Genomic DNA, 15,084 nt, shown 5'->3' with positions numbered 1-15,084 from the left:
TGGGCCTTACTCCACACGGATGCCGAGGTGGGCGGCGAGCAGGGGGGCGAGGAGCGAGAGCTGCGCGTCGTCGATCGTCGCTCCGCGCAGGCCTTCCAAGCCGTGAATAGCCCCGAAATCACTCGAGCGCAGGTCCACGTCCTTGAGCTTCGCTCCGGTCACGTCGAGAGTGCCGATGCGGCAGTTCTGCAGCTCGAGGCGCTGGACCGTGGCGCTGCCGAGGTCGAGTTCGTCGATGATGCAGTTCGAGATGAGAACATCGGTCAGCGTGGAGTTGCGCAGGTTCACGAAGTCGAGCTTCGACCCATCGATGTGCACCCCGCGCAGTTGGGCGTCGTATGCCTCGACCGAGCCCAGCCGGGCGTGGTCGATCCGCACGTCGCGCCACGTGGACCGCGGTGCGCTGAAGACCGGCGCGTGCAGATCGGTGGCGAGGCACTCCGAGAACGTCGCCCCACGCAGCTTTGTCTCGGTGAAGGTGACACCGGTGAATTCGCACTCCGTGAAAGACGCGCCCGTGAGGTCGCGGCCGCTCAGATCACATCCGCTGAACAGTTGCGCCTCCACGCTGTCACCGTTCCGCAGTTCCGAACCGTCATTGTCGCTGAGGTCGTCGAGCGTCAGCGCGTCAATAGACGGACCGCGGGTACCTGTCCGCGCCACCCTAGGCGGCGGGAACGGGTTCGAGCACGAAGACTGGAATAACGCGATCGGTATTGGTCTGGTAGTCCGCGTAGTCGGGGAATGCCGCGACGGCACGTTCCCACCACACAGCCTTCTCATCGCCGGTCACCTCGCGGGCGATCATGTCCCAGCGCTCGGTGCCGTCCTGCAGTTCCACGAGCGAATGCGCGACCACGTTGGCGTACCAGCCCGGGTTCTTGGGGCTTCCGCCGAGAGAGGCGATCGCCGCGTACCGGCCCTCATGCTCCACGCGCATGAGCGGTGCCTTGCGGAGCTTGCCGCTCTTGACTCCGAGGGTCGTCAACACAATCACGGGCATGCCGCGCAGCGTGGTTCCGTCTGTCCCGCCTGAACTTTCGTACAGGTTGACCTGGTCACGTACCCACTGGGCGGTGCTGGCTTCGTATTCTCCGATGAGAGGCATGATCGGGACAACAGTTGAGGGGCGTGGAACATTCCCGGCGGAGGCTTCCCGCCCTAGGCCGCCGAGCCGACGAACAGTTCGCACCGGGCGTTGTAGTAGGCATCGGTGAGCCCCTCATGCGACATTCCGATGCGCTCGCACACCCGCTGCGAGGCGAGGTTGAGTGGATTGGTCACGGCGACAACCCTCCGCAGCCCCTGCGAGAAGGCGTGCCGCAACACAGCGGATGCCGCTTCGCTCGCGCACCCCTTGCCCCACGCGTCGGGATGGAAGTGCCACCCGATCTCGGTGTCGCCGCTGGGAAGAACGGTCAGGTCGCTGCCCGACGCGGGGATGAACTTGAGCAGTACGGTGCCGAGGAGCTTGCCGCTGTCCGCTTCAGCGACGGCCCACACGCCGTGCACCCCGTCGTCGAGCTGCTGCCAGGCATGGATGCGGTCGAAGGCCTCCGACAGGGAAGCCATCACCCGCGGAACGGCACCGATGTAGCGCTGCACTTCCCAACGGGAGTACACGTCGAAGACGAAGTCGGCGTCATCGCCGACGAACGGTCGAAGCAGTAATCTATCGGTGTGGATCGCGAGCATGAGTGGTGCCTATCGGTTTCGGAGCAAACCTAGCGGGGTCGGAACGGCGCATAACGCGGAATGTACCGATACAGCAGTATGGCCCCTATGAGTCCGAATACCCCCATGATGCCGCTGGCCAGGGACAGCGAGACCAGCCCTGTCACTCCCGCGACGGCGAGGGGGGCGGCCGCGCTGCCGGCATCCGCCGTGAAACGCCACGCTCCGAGGAAGGCGGCCGGACTCGTCGCGGGTGCCAGATCGGCGCCAAGCGTCATCAGGAGACCACTCCCGATGCCGTTCCCGAGGGAGAGGAACATGGCGATTGCAATGAACCACTCCACGTTCGCGGGCAGATCGTGGGTGAGCGCGAGCACGAGGTGCCCGGCGCCGAGGCCGATCATCGACGGAATGGCGCTCCACATGCGACCGAAACGGTCCATAATCTGGCCGCTCACGTAGAAGAGCGCGAAGTCGATGCCGCCGGCGATACCGATGATGAGCGCGGTCTGGGGCGCGCTGATGCCGATACTCACGGCCCAGAGCGGCAGCATCACGGTGCGGCTGGCCCGCATGGCGCCGACGAGGGCGGCTCCGGTGCCGAGTCGCACGAGCACCTCGCGGTTGTCACGAATGGTCGCGAAGATGCCCGGGGCACGCACGAGCGGCGCGGCATCCGCTGTGGTGGAATCGGTGCTCTCCGACGCAGAGGGCCGCGCGCCGAAGGTGCCGGCGGGGTCGGGCAGCAGCAGCAGAATGGTGGCCGCCGCGATACAGCACACAATGAACAACCAGAATGCCGACTGCGTGCTTCCGGTGACGAAGATCAGGCCGGCCGACAGGATCGGCCCGATGAACCAGCCGGCCCGAAATACGCCGCCGAGCGTTGACAGGGCCCGTGCCCGATACACGAGCGGCACGTAGCTGGCCATGAAGGCGTGGCGGGCGAGGGCGAAGACGGCGGTGGCAATGCCGATGATGAAGATGCCTACGCCGAGCACGAACGGGTTCGGGGCCGCGACGCAGATCAGCACGGCGATGATGGTGAGCAGCGACGCCCAGAGCATGGAATTGCGCTCGCCGATTCGGGAGACGATGAACCCGCTGGGAATATCGCCGACGAGTTCGCCAAGCATGATCATGGCGGAGATGAATCCGGCTATCGCCAGCGTCGCCCCCAGGTCATTGGCGACCAGCGGAATCAAGGGAATAATGGCGCCTTCTCCGATGGAGAAGAGCAGGGTTGGCAGAAAAGCTGCGAGGGCAACCGACCGCAGGCTGAAGGGGCGCGCGGAATCAGTCATGGATTTCGATGCTACGCCTGCCCGCGCCACCCGAGCGCAACAACCGGGCCGGGTAGGCTGGACTCCGACATGATTGACTTGGATTATTCGGAGCAGATCGCCGCGTTGCGGGCCACGTTTGGTGACATTCGGTCGGTGATTGATATCGAACGCCTGAAATCGGACATCGAAGACCTCAGCGGCCAGGCTGGCATGCCCGACCTGTGGGACGACACCGAGCATGCCCAGCAGGTGACGAGCGCGCTCAGCCACCGCCAGTCGGAGCTCGCGAAGGTCGAGAGCATCGAGTCTCGCCTGGACGACCTCGAGGTGCTCGTGGGCATGGCCAACGACGGTGAGGGCGACCAGGAGTCCGCCGATGAGGCCGCTGCCGAACTCGCGAGCCTGCAGAAGCTGCTCGGTGCCCTGGAGGTGCAAACGCTGCTCAACGGCGAATTCGACGAGCGCAACGCCGTGATCACCATTCGTGCCGGTGCCGGGGGAGTGGATGCCGCAGACTTCGCCGAGATGCTGCTGCGCATGTACCTGCGCTACGCGGAACAGCACAACTATCGCACGAGCGTTCTCGACATCAGCTACGCCGAGGAAGCCGGGATCAAGTCGGCGACCTTCGAGGTCGATGCCGAATACGCCTTCGGAACGCTTAGTGTCGAGGCCGGCACCCACCGCCTCGTGCGCATGAGCCCCTTCAACTCGGCCGGGAAACGCCAAACGTCTTTCGCCGCCGTCGAGGTGGTGCCCCTGATTGAGCAGACCGAATCCATCGAGGTTCCCGACAACGACATCCGCGTTGACGTGTTCCGATCGAGCGGCCCCGGCGGCCAGTCTGTGAACACCACCGACTCCGCCGTGCGCATCACCCACCTGCCCACCGGAACGGTGGTGAGCTGCCAGAACGAGAAGAGTCAGATCCAGAACCGCGCGGCGGCCATGCGGGTGTTGCAATCACGCCTGCTCCTGCTCCAGCGCGAGAAGGAAGCGGCCACGAAGAAGGAACTGGCCGGCAACATCACGGCCAGCTGGGGCGACCAGATGCGCAGCTACGTGCTCGCGCCCTATCAAATGGTGAAAGACCTGCGCACCGAGTACGAGGTCAACAACCCCAGCAACGTCTTCGACGGCGACCTCGATGGATTCATCTCCGCTGGAATCCGCTGGCGCAAGAAGGCTCCGCAGGACTAGTTGTACCGAGCCATCAGGTTGGTGACACTCGTTTGAGCGGGGTGGTTCCGATGCCGGTGTGGCTGCGTTCAGTGTTGTAGTAGTTGAGCCAGGGGTCAAGGGCTTGGGTGCGTTGGGCGCTGCTGGTGAACACCTGGCGGTAGGCCCACTCGGTTTGCAGGGTGCGGTTGAAGCGTTCGACCTTGCCGTTGGTCCAGGGGCAGTGCGGTTTGATGAAGCGTTGCTGCGCACCGAGGGTCGCGACGGCGTCTTTGAACGCTTGGGAGTTTCGGTAGGCGAAGGCGTTGTCGGAGAGGACTCGTTCGATTTTGGGGATGCCGCAGCTGGCGAAGAATGCCGCAGCGCGCAGGAGAACGCCGGCCGCGGTGGTGCCCTTTTCGTCGGGGTGCACTTCGGCGTAGGCGAGGCGGGTGTGATCGTCGATGACGGCGTGCACGTAGTCGTAGCCGACGCGCACGTGACCGGCTGTGTGGTTGGCCCTGGTCTGTCCGGGTTGGGCCCGCCAGCCGCCGCCTTCGGCGATACGCCCGAGCTTCTTCACGTCGATATGGAGCATTTCGCCGGGGCGGGCGCGTTCATACCGGTTGGCTGTGGCGCGGGTAGCGCGGATCCGTTCGCCGGTCAGCGGGTCGCATTCCCAGAGCGCGGGGACGTTATGACGAGCGAGGACTCTCGAGACGGTCCGCGCGGGAACGCCCGTATCGGCGGCGATGCGGACCGGGCCCGTGCGCAGCCGGCCGCGGGCCTCGAGGACCGCTGCCTCACGTTCGGGGCTCGTCTGGGTGGGCATCGAGTGCGGCCGTGAGGACCGGTCTCTGAGGCCGGCTTCACCCTCCGAACAGTACCGGCGCACCCACCGATACGCGCACTGGCGGGAGATGCCGAGCTCTTTGGCGACGTGCGCGGCCGGACGACCACCGAGCACCCTTTCGACCAAAAGAGCCCTTCCGCGAACGGTCAACTTGGCGTTAATGTGTGACACGAGGACCTCCGTTGTGAAGTGAGACGTTGAACATCTCCACTAAGCACCGGAGGTCCTTCCTTTTTCAACCCCTTAAGTCACCAACGTCATGGCTGGGTACAACTAGTCGCGGCTTCTGCTGCCCATCCGCCGGGTTTGGGTATGTCGCTGTAGCGAATTTCAGGATGCCTGCTTAGGCTCAAAAGGCCATGATTCGATTTGATCACATCACCAAGAAGTATCCCGGTACAACCCGACCGGCGCTGAACTCCATCGACGTCGAGATTTTACGCGGCGAATTCGTGTTCTTGGTCGGCGCTTCCGGCTCGGGAAAATCGAGTTGCTTGCGTCTCGTATTGAAGGAAGAGAAGCCCACGAGTGGCAGCATCCACGTGCTGGGCCATGACCTGAGGTCGATCTCCAACCGCAAGGTGCCGTACTTTCGTCGGAATCTCGGCGTGGTGTTCCAAGACTTCCGTCTGCTGCCGAACAAGACAGTCTTTGACAACGTGGCGTTCAGCCTCCAGGTGATCGGTAAGTCCCGCGGATTCATCCAGGAGGCCGTTCCCGACACCCTCAAGATGGTGGGGCTCGCCGAAAAGGCTCAGCGACTGCCGCACGAGCTCTCGGGCGGTGAGCAGCAACGTGTCGCCATCGCCCGTGCCATTGTGAACAAGCCGCAGATTCTGTTGGCCGACGAGCCCACTGGAAACCTTGATCCCACCACGAGCGCAGAGATTATGGCCTTGCTGGCGAGCATCAACGCCGGGGGTACCACGGTGATCATGGCCACACACGAGGCCGGAATCGTCGACAAGATGCAGCGTCGTGTGATCGAACTCGTCAACGGCACAATCGTGCGTGACGAACGACAGGGTGGGTACGCAACGGCGTCGATCCCCGTCATTACCGGAGCCCCGGCCGCCGCCGCGTCTCCCGCAGAAGCTGTCGAGGTTCCTCTGGAGCACGCACCGCCCACGCCGGCCTTCCGCCCGCCCGCCCGCACGATAGTTTCGGAATCTGATCCGAACCAGCCGCTCACCTTTCCGCCGGCGCCCGTGCCGGCCCCCGTGTCGGCGACCGCCCCCGCAGATTCGAAGTCGGCCGTTCCGGCCGCGCTCGCACCGGAATCCGTTGCGGCTCCCCGCAGCGCTCCCGTGTCGGATTCCGGTATGCCGCCTGCACGATCTCCCTACGCTCCGCCGGCCCCCGAGCCGGAGGCCGAATCGGACGCGGACACCGGTCCGACCATGACGCGCCCCGTGATCCCTGTCACGCAGCACGATGCGCCCGAACAGCTCACCCTGGCGGAGAAGCTCGGGCTTCGGGCCCCGGGCGAGAAACCAGACCAAACCGGCGAGCAGAACGTGGGCCCCACCCGATGAGACTTGCACTCGTACTCTCCGAGGCCGCCAATGGCCTGCGGCGCAATGCCTCGATGGTCGTCTCAGTCGTGCTCGTTACCTTTATCTCGCTCACCTTCGTGGGCGCCGCGGTGTTGATGCAGATGCAGATCGGCCAGATGAAGAACTTCTGGTACGAGAAAGCTCAGGTGGGCATCTACATGTGCACCGATGTGTCTTCCGGTGAGACGTGCACGGGCGGTGAGGCCACCGAGGAGCAGATCAACACAGTGGAGGCACAGCTGACCTCGCCCACCCTCGCGCCGTTCGTTGACAGGTACTACTTCGAAACCCATGAGCAGGCGTTCGAGAACTTCCAGACGCAGTTCGCCGGCAACCCCGTTGCCGACTACGTGACGGCGGACCAGCTCAACCAGACCTTCTGGGTGAATCTGAAGGATCCGTCCCAATCCGATGTGCTCGTGGAGAGCCTGTCGGGGGTGGCCGGGGTCGAGAATGTCGCCGATCAGCGCAAGTATCTGGATCAGATCTTCTCGGTGCTCAACGTGGCCAGCTACACGGCAATTGGCATCGCGGGGCTCATGCTCGTGGCGGCTGCCCTGCTGATTGCCACGACCATCCGCTTGTCGGCCTTCTCTAGACGGCGCGAGTTGGGCATCATGAGACTCGTGGGGGCCTCGAACAGATTCATTCAGACGCCGTTCATTCTTGAGGGTGTTTTTGCGGCTCTGCTCGGGTCGCTGCTGGCGGGTGGCGCGATCGTGGCCATCGTGAACTTCTTCGTGCAGGGCTATCTGGGAGCGAGACTCACCGGGTTCGCGCTCGTGGGCATGGACGACGCGCTCATTGTGGTGCCGATTCTGTTGGTGGTCGGCGCGGTGCTCGCGGCTTTCTCTGCCAATTTCGCGATCACGCGTTACCTCAAGGTCTAAATTTCACCCGTCAGGCGTGCGCGCTAGACTGATGGGCTGCCCGGTGCACGATCGGGTGGCTCAAGATATTGGAGAGTTCTGTGCCCAGGGAAACTGGCGAGAAGGTCGTAGCGTCGAATCGTAAGGCGCGCCACGACTATTCCATCGGTGACACCTACGAGGCCGGCATGGTCTTGAGCGGCACAGAGGTGAAGTCCCTGCGGGCGGGGCGAGCGTCGCTGATTGACGGCTATGCCTTCATTGAGGGCGGCGAGATGTGGCTCGACGCAGTGCACATTCCGGAGTACACGGCCGGCACCTGGACGAATCATCCGCCACGCCGCAAACGCAAGTTACTGCTCCACAAGCAGGAAATCGTGAAGATCAGCCACAAGACCAAAGAGGGCGGATACACCCTCATTCCGTTGCGTATCTACTTCCTCAACGGCCGGGCCAAAGTGGAAATTGCCGTCGCCAAGGGCAAGAAAGAGTTCGACAAGCGACAGACTCTGAGGGAACGCCAGGACAAACGCGAATCCGACCGCGCCATGTCCGCCCGCCGCAACCTCGGGGACTAATTTGCTCAGGCCCTGTTCTGTTGTAGAATGAGGGACTGCACAAGATGCAGATGTTCCACAACAACTCAACAGCGTGTGACAACCACCCCACCATGGGGATGATCGGTTTCGACATTGTTTGCGCAATTATGAGAAGCGGGTCGAGGATGCAGAGTTATCTCGTAAACGATCTCTGCAAAACAATAAGTGCCAAATCAAACAGCACTGTCTCGCGTTCCGCTTTCGCCCTCGCGGCCTAAGTAGAACCGCATAGAGACCGTCAGGCCGGGAATGCTCTCTACCCGGACCCTGACGCCATTTAGAGAGATTGCTTCTACATTGAGCCACGGGGTGTAGAGGGACTTAAACGAAGGCTGGGCCTGTCGGAGTAGATGCCAGTGGCAAATTCCGGGGCCGAGAAAGCGACTTCACTGGATACACCCGTAGAAGGCATATGACCACAACAGTGGACCGGGGTTCAATTCCCCGCATCTCCACCATCGTGGTTGTCACACGCATTCGAGTACAAAAGGCCCGAAACCGAAAGGTTTCGGGCCTTTTGCGTGCTCGATCGGCACACGGCTCGGGCCGACTGTCCTTCGGGCAAGCACGCCGAACCTAACTCCGTGCTTCTCCTCCACAGGTGAGAATCTTTGGGAGTTTTCCACAGAATGCCCCGATCAGGGCTGTTTAGGGCCCGTGAATGTCGGTGGTCGCTGGGAAAATTGGGCCATGACCACTTCAACGGACCTTCTCGTGGAGAGTACGGCGGCACTCGCCGATACGTACTCTCACTCCTTGGGTGGTGGAGTCTGTTCGGAGGAGGAACCCGACGCAGGGTTGGACCTGCAGCGGATGACCGACGGGGGTTTGTTGGCCGTGTTGAACTCGAATTTCGAGGTGGTGAGACAGGCGCAGGCCCTTTTGGTTCGAGCAGCGGGTGAGCTGGACGACCGCTTCGACCACGACTCGGGCATCGCCGCCAGAACCGGGAACCGAAACGCCGCCGCCGCCCTCACCGATATCGGTCACATCTCGATGGCTGAGGCCGGGCGGTTGGTGAGGGTGGGGAAGGCGACGAAGCCGCGGATGAGCCTGATCGGGGAGCACCTGCCACCGGAGTACGCGGAGGTCGCCCGGGCAGTCAATGCCGGGGAGCTCACCGTGGATTCGGCGCTGTACATCACGGCGAACCTCGAGCAGGCCGCCCCTCGGGCCACGACCGAAGACCTCGACGCGGCGGAGAAGGAGTTGGTGGAGTTCGCGGTGACCAACCCGGTGGATTCGGTGCGGAAGCTGTCGATTCGGTACCGGGACGCCCTCGACGTGGACGGGGTCGAACCGCGGGAGGAGGTGCTGGTGTCGCGGCGGGGGTTGAATCGGCTGGTGCTGCCCAACGGCATGAAACGCTACGTGCTCGATGCGGACCCGGTGTCAGCGGCGTACCTGGACACCGCGATCGACGGGATGACCAGCGCGGAACTGCGCAAACCCAGGTTTGAAGCCAAGGAAGATCCTGACGGGTGTGGCGACAACCACGAGATCATCGGCGACGGCCGAACAATGCCGCAACTGAACTTCGATGCCTTCGTCGACATCGTGCGTCACGCTCTCTCCTGCAAGGAAGGGCTCGGGGCGCTGGATCACACGACGATCATCGTCAGGATGACCCTCGAATCCCTACAAACCGGCCTCGGTGAAGCGCAACTGGATGGGGTTGAACAGCCGATCTCCGCCGGAACGGCCCGAAGGATGGCGGCGGAGGCGTGTTTGATCCCGATGGTCCTCGGCGGGAAGAGCGAGGTTTTCGACTTCGGCCTCCGAAAACGGCTCTTTACGACGGCGCAGAAGCTCGCGGCCGTCGAGAGGGACGGCGGGTGCGCCACGGCTGGCTGTAACCGGCCGCCGAGCTATGCGGAGGGGCATCACATTCGTTGGTACAAAGCGCATGACGGACCGACAAATCAAGCCAACTGCGTGATGCTGTGTAGTGCGTGCCATCATCGGATCCACCGCGAAGGCTGGGACGTGGTCGTGAAGGATAACGTGGTGTACTTCATCCCTCCGGCCAGTGTCGATCCGAGGAGAACGCCGCGCAGAGGCGGCCGACCACCGGTCCCGACACCGAAAGGACACGACGGGCCGCACTACACGCGATAACGGCCACCCGGCGACGACCGAACAGACCGGTCGTCGCCGGCCCGCCGTTTCTCCTGAGGCGAACATCCCGCGGTACGAACGATCGAGGCCCTGCCTCCGCTGGTCGAGGTACGAGGTACGAGCGATCGAGACCTCGCCTCCGCTGGTCGAGGCGCGAGGTACGAGCGATCGAGACCTCGCGAGACATTATTGCCAGCGCACGCCGCGCACGAAGATCACCTCACGAGGTCTCGATTGAATATTGGCTTCCGAGGGAGCCGGGGGTGGTGCCTGTGAAGGCCGCTGTACCAAACCATGAATCGTGTCGTTCAGAGCCACAGTTGGTGTTGTTGAGAGCCACCTGAAAAGCTCCTTCCATCACGTGAGGGCCACGTGGTGGAAGGAGTACCGGTAATGGTACGGAAGATCAAGGCGAAACTCGTCTTGCAGTTACGCAACCAAGGCTTGTCGGGCAGAGCGATCGCGTCGGCGCAGGGCATCGCCCGCAATAGCGTCCAGACCGTGCTCGAGACGGCGGACAGGCTCGGCCTCGGCTGGGACGACGTCGAGGAGATGCCGGAGGCCGAGGTCTATACGGTGTTGTTTCCCGGCCGTGGAGTGCACGAGTCCGTGTTCGCGCAGCCGGATTGGGGGCGGGTGCACACCGAACTAGCCCGGGTCGGGGTGACGTTGAAGCTGCTGCACCAAGAGTACGTCGACACATCGGGTCAGGCGCAGGCGGTGATGAGCTATGACCGGTTCTGTCGGCTCTATGGCGACTTCGCTGCCGTCTCGGGCGCGACGTCGCGCGTGGGTCACAAGGCCGGCCGCAGCATCGAGGTTGACTGGTCTGGGCCCACGATGCAGCTGCTGGACCCGACGACGGGCGAGATCTCAAAGGTGTATTTGTTCGTCGCGTGCCTGCCGTTCAGCCGATACGCCTTCGTGGAGGCCACGTTGGATATGCGGCAGGAGTCGTGGCTGCGCGCCCACGTGGCGATGTTTTCCTTCTTCGGCGGCAGCGTCCCGCGCCTGGTCCCCGACAACCTGAAGACTGGGGTGATCTCTCACCCTCGAGAGGGAGAGGTCGTTCTCAACGACGCCTACCGTGAGATGGCTGCGCACTACTCTGCCGCGGTGCTGCCGGGCCGCGTCCGGGCACCTAAGGACAAGGCGAGCGTTGAGAACACAGTTTCGCATGTCGCGACCTGGGTCATCGCTAGCCTCAGGCAGGAGCAGTTCACATCCCTGCCCGAGCTGCGGGTCCGGATCTACGAGCAAATCGATGCTTACAACCGCCAGCCGTTCCAGAAACGGGACGGGTCCCGGTTGAGTGTCTTCACCGCCGAGGAGAAGCCGTTGATGCAACCGTTACCGGCGGCCCCGTTCGAGATCAGCACGTGGACCTACAAGCGCAAAGTGAACAAGAACGCTCACGTGGTCTGGGCGAGGAACTTCTACTCCGTTCCGTTCCGCCACATCGGCGCTCAGGTCGACCTTCGCGTCACGGACACGATGCTGGAGGTCTATCGCAACGACGAACGCTTGACCAGTCACCTGCTGCTGCCAGCAAGCACGACGAACCAGCATCAGACAAACGACGCGGACCTGCCCGAGGGCCGCAGCTTTCAGGCCTGGGATCGGACCCGGATCGACGAGTGGGCGGCCCGGATGGGACCTGCCACGGTCACAGTGATCGGGAAGATCTTTGAAGCTGCGTCGATCGAGGAGGCCGGTTACGACCCGGCGTTGGCAGTGTTGCGGCTGTCACGCCGGTTCTCGCCGACTCGGGTCGAGGCCGCCTGCGCACTGGCCTTGCGAGGTCCGATCCGCTCGCCGAGGTATGCGCACCTTCGGCCGATCCTCGACACCGGACAAGACAAAACTGGCCACGTCCCTGACAAGCCGGAACCCGATGACGGTGGCTACGTCCGCGGCAGCGCCTACTACGCCGGAGGCACCCGATGAGTCCGCTGGACACAGAGACCAAGCGCAAGCTGCGGGAGATGAATGCTGGCGAGTTGCTCGCGGCGATCGACACCCAAGACGAGACGCTGAGCATCAGTTTGTCGTTTGAAGAGCGGGTCCGGTTGGTCGTCGATGACGCCTACTCCGCCTTCACGCACTCGAAGGTCGCCGGGCTGATCCGGCGGGCGGGGTTGCGTTATCCCAACGCGGATCTCCGCCGCATCGACCTGCTCGACGAGCGGGGCTTGAACCGGCAGCTGCTGGCCCAGCTCGGGACGTGTTCGTTCGTTGCCCGGCAGCAGAACGTTGTGTTTCAGGGGTTCACCGGATCGGGGAAGTCGTATTTGGGCTGCGCGATCGCCAAACGCGCTTGCGAGCATCGCATCCGCGCTCATTACGTCCGCATGCCCGACCTCGAGGAAGCCTGGGTGGCCGCCCAAGACACCACCGGCGGCAGCGGGAAGTTCTTGCGCAAATATGCTTCCTTCACCCTGCTCGTCATTGATGAATGGTTGCTTGACCGCCCGACGGAATCGATGCGCGGCATGCTGCTTGAGCTGATGGAACGTCGCTATGGCGAGAGCTCGACGGTGTTCTGCACCCAGTATCAGCAGAAGGACTGGCACCAGCGACTCGGCTCCGGGGTTCACGCCGACGCGATCATGGACCGCATCATCCACAACACTGTCTGGGTCGAGACCGGCACCTACAACATGAGAGAGCAAGCGGCCCTCACCAGCGCCTAACGAACCGGCGAAGAGAGCCAGTGGCTCCCAGCCGGACCACCACTGGCTCTCTTCCGCACGAACGGTGGCTCTGAACCGCACGATCGGGTGGCTCTCAAGGCATCAAATACTCACTCGATCGCTCCTTCGTCGCGCCTCGACCGGCGGATGGGTCTCGGTCCAGGCGTTCCTTCGTCGCGCCTCGACCGGCGGATGGGTCTCGGTCCAGGCGCTCCTTCGTCGCGCCTCGACCAGCGAGTAGGTTTCGTTCGTTTCTCACGCCTCGACCGGCAGGGGGCGGGGCACTGGTATTCTGGCGCGAGTCGACCGGCCCGGAGAGGAACGCCATGGCTGGCAAGTTGCTACGCGGATGGGTCCCGGGAATCGATACGGCGCTCGGCTACCGTCGTGCGTGGCTCGTGCCGGATCTCCGAGCCGGCGTCGTGCTCACAACGCTTCTGATCCCGGTCGGCATCGGCTACGCCGAGGTCGCGGGCCTCCCACCCGAGGCGGGACTGTACGCCACGATCATTCCGGTGCTCGCCTACGCCATCTTCGGACCGTCGCGAATACTGGTGCTCGGCCCGGACTCTGCCCTGGCGCCCATCATCGCCGTCGCGATCCTGCCCCTCGCACTCGGCGACACCGCTCGCGCCGTCGCCCTCGCCGGCCTGCTGGCGATCATGGTCGGACTGATCCTGTTGGTCGGCGGCCTGCTGCGCCTGGGCTTTGTGACAGACCTGCTATCCAAGCCCATTCGCGTGGGCTACCTGAACGCGCTCGCCCTGCTCGTGATCATTTCCCAGGTTCCCGCGCTGCTGGGTTTTTCCGTCGACGCGGAGTCACCGTTCGAGCGCGTGGTGGCCATTGTCGGCGGCATCACGGGCGGTGAAGTCGACGAGACCGCGATGCTGATCGGTCTGGGGTCGCTGCTCGTGATCATCGTGTTGTCGTGGCGCAAGACCCGCATTCCTGGTGTTCTCGCTGCGGTCGTCGGGGCGACAGCGCTGACGGCGATTTTCGGCCTAGAGAACGAACTGCCGGTGGTGGGGGCGCTGCCGCAGGGACTCCCGGCGCCGGCCCTCGGCGGGTTGCAATGGTCCGACGTTGCCGGTCTCGTGCTTCCCGCGTTCGGAATCTCCCTGATCGCCTTCGCCGACACCGCCGTGCTGTCGCGCACCTTCGCCGCCCGCAGAGGCGAAAGCGTCGACGGCAGCCAGGAGATGTCTGCCATCGGTCTCTCGAACATTGCTGGCGGGCTGCTCGGTGGCTTTCCCATTTCCGCCTCCTCGTCCCGCACGCCCGTCGCGGAGCGCGCCGGGGCCCGCACCCAGCTGACCAGCGTGGTCGGGGCGCTGCTCATCGTCGTGTTCATGCTGCTCGCACCCGGTCTGACGGGTTACCTGCCGTCGGCCGCCATCGCCGCGGTCGTGATCGTGGCCGCGGCCGGGCTCGTGGACGCGAAGGGTTTCCTTGCCCTCGTCAGGATGAGCCGGGTCGATGCCCTGCTCTCCCTCGCGGCCTTCGTGGGCGTGCTCGTGGTGGGAGTGATCCAGGGCATCGGGGTGGCGATCATCCTGTCGCTGGGCGCCTTCGTCAGCCACGCATGGCGACCCTATCGCGCGGAACTCGGGCGCGTGCACGGCCTGCGCGGTTATCACGATCTGTCCAGACACCCCGAGGGTGAACGCCTGCCCGGCATTGTGATCGTGCGCTTCGACGCCCCGCTGTTCTTCGCCAACGGCGGCATCTTCGACGACTACGTGCGGGCCACCGTCACTGCCGCCGGAAGCGACGTGCGCACGGTGATACTTGCCGCCGAACCGATCACAGAAATTGACACGACAGCCGTGGACGAGCTCGTCGAGCTCGACGACTTTTTGGCTTCCCGCGGCGTCACCCTGATCTTCGCCGAGATGAAAGGGCCGGTAAAAGACCGGCTTCACTCATATGGGATGAGCGCACGGTTTCCCCCGGAGCGGTTCGCCAGCACTGTGGGCACGGCCGTTGACGAGGCCACCGGCACCCTGCGCGGTGACCTCGACGGAACCCCGTGGGACGACGAGCCTTGAGACACACCTCGGTGGTATTCGGGCAGCGCCTCTTCGTGGACGTGACGGCCGTGATCCGCGGCCGCGCCGAGCGTGACATTTCCGGCCGCCTGCTCGGGGTCATGGAGGCGCGCTCCGCGGTCGTTCTCGCGAACCTGCATACCGACCCGCGTTTCTCGGTCACCTCGCGTTCGAGGTGGCCCGTGCTGCGGCGGATCCTTCGCGTCGCCGGCCACATCGGAGCCACG

General features: G+C 63.9%; 13 protein-coding genes and 1 other RNA gene. 9 read left to right on the top strand and 5 right to left on the bottom strand.

The window, feature by feature from the left end:
• Positions 1-6 precede the first annotated feature (6 nt).
• Genes BJ997_RS11435 through BJ997_RS11420 form a run of 4 tightly spaced genes read right to left on the bottom strand, consistent with a single transcriptional unit; the run spans position 7 to position 2,978 of the window.
• Positions 7-663, bottom strand: coding sequence for a pentapeptide repeat-containing protein (locus BJ997_RS11435; RefSeq protein ID WP_035839740.1), 657 nt, complete (start codon positions 661-663; stop codon positions 7-9).
• Between the two features lies 1 nt (position 664).
• On the bottom strand, positions 665-1,108 hold the full coding sequence (locus tag BJ997_RS11430; RefSeq protein WP_035839742.1) for a nitroreductase family deazaflavin-dependent oxidoreductase: 444 nt from the start codon (positions 1,106-1,108) through the stop codon (positions 665-667).
• 53 nt (positions 1,109-1,161) lie between these two features.
• Positions 1,162-1,695, bottom strand: a complete 534-nt coding sequence (locus BJ997_RS11425) for a GNAT family N-acetyltransferase (RefSeq protein ID WP_035839744.1) — start codon at positions 1,693-1,695, stop codon at positions 1,162-1,164.
• Between the two features lie 29 nt (positions 1,696-1,724).
• Complete coding sequence (locus BJ997_RS11420) at positions 1,725-2,978, bottom strand: MFS transporter (RefSeq protein ID WP_035839747.1); 1,254 nt, start codon at positions 2,976-2,978, stop codon at positions 1,725-1,727.
• A gap of 69 nt (positions 2,979-3,047) precedes the next feature.
• Here BJ997_RS11420 and prfB point away from each other — a divergent pair, with 69 nt between their 5' ends.
• Entirely contained in the window at positions 3,048-4,160 is a 1,113-nt protein-coding gene (prfB, locus tag BJ997_RS11415) for a peptide chain release factor 2 (protein ID WP_035839750.1), read from the top strand.
• 13 nt (positions 4,161-4,173) lie between these two features.
• Here the strand turns inward: prfB and BJ997_RS11410 are convergent, their stop codons facing one another.
• Positions 4,174-5,142, bottom strand: coding sequence for an IS481 family transposase (locus BJ997_RS11410; protein ID WP_183323461.1), 969 nt, complete (start codon positions 5,140-5,142; stop codon positions 4,174-4,176).
• Positions 5,143-5,330: 188 nt separating this feature from the next.
• Here BJ997_RS11410 and ftsE point away from each other — a divergent pair, with 188 nt between their 5' ends.
• The 8 genes from ftsE to BJ997_RS11370 all read left to right on the top strand — a co-directional run bounded on the left by ftsE (position 5,331) and on the right by BJ997_RS11370 (position 14,857).
• Positions 5,331-6,506 (top strand): cell division ATP-binding protein FtsE, encoded by a 1,176-nt coding sequence (gene ftsE, locus BJ997_RS11405; RefSeq protein WP_035840733.1) that lies wholly within the window; start codon positions 5,331-5,333, stop codon positions 6,504-6,506.
• A complete protein-coding gene (ftsX, locus tag BJ997_RS11400; protein WP_035840730.1) occupies positions 6,503-7,417 on the top strand; it encodes a permease-like cell division protein FtsX in 915 nt (304 codons plus the stop codon). The genes ftsE and ftsX overlap by 4 nt, the downstream gene beginning before the upstream one ends.
• 80 nt (positions 7,418-7,497) lie before the next feature.
• Complete coding sequence (gene smpB, locus BJ997_RS11395; protein WP_035840727.1) at positions 7,498-7,974, top strand: SsrA-binding protein SmpB; 477 nt, start codon at positions 7,498-7,500, stop codon at positions 7,972-7,974.
• A 94-nt stretch (positions 7,975-8,068) separates the two neighbouring features.
• Positions 8,069-8,453, top strand: a transfer-messenger RNA (tmRNA) gene (gene ssrA, locus BJ997_RS11390).
• Between the two features lie 232 nt (positions 8,454-8,685).
• On the top strand, positions 8,686-10,113 hold the full coding sequence (locus BJ997_RS11385; protein WP_183323459.1) for an HNH endonuclease signature motif containing protein: 1,428 nt from the start codon (positions 8,686-8,688) through the stop codon (positions 10,111-10,113).
• 393 nt (positions 10,114-10,506) lie between these two features.
• Positions 10,507-12,060 (top strand): IS21 family transposase, encoded by a 1,554-nt coding sequence (gene istA / locus BJ997_RS11380; RefSeq protein ID WP_183323206.1) that lies wholly within the window; start codon positions 10,507-10,509, stop codon positions 12,058-12,060.
• Positions 12,057-12,806, top strand: a complete 750-nt coding sequence (locus BJ997_RS11375) for an ATP-binding protein (RefSeq protein ID WP_035840942.1) — start codon at positions 12,057-12,059, stop codon at positions 12,804-12,806. Before istA ends, BJ997_RS11375 begins: the two co-directional genes overlap by 4 nt.
• Before the next feature lie 326 nt (positions 12,807-13,132).
• Positions 13,133-14,857, top strand: coding sequence for a SulP family inorganic anion transporter (locus BJ997_RS11370; protein ID WP_183323457.1), 1,725 nt, complete (start codon positions 13,133-13,135; stop codon positions 14,855-14,857).
• The last annotated feature ends 227 nt before the right edge of the window (positions 14,858-15,084 follow it).

This window comes from Cryobacterium roopkundense (assembly GCF_014200405.1).
Taxonomy (GTDB): domain Bacteria; phylum Actinomycetota; class Actinomycetes; order Actinomycetales; family Microbacteriaceae; genus Cryobacterium; species Cryobacterium roopkundense.
The sequence above is the reverse complement of the archived record's forward strand: the minus strand, read 5'-3'. Positions and strand labels throughout refer to the sequence as shown.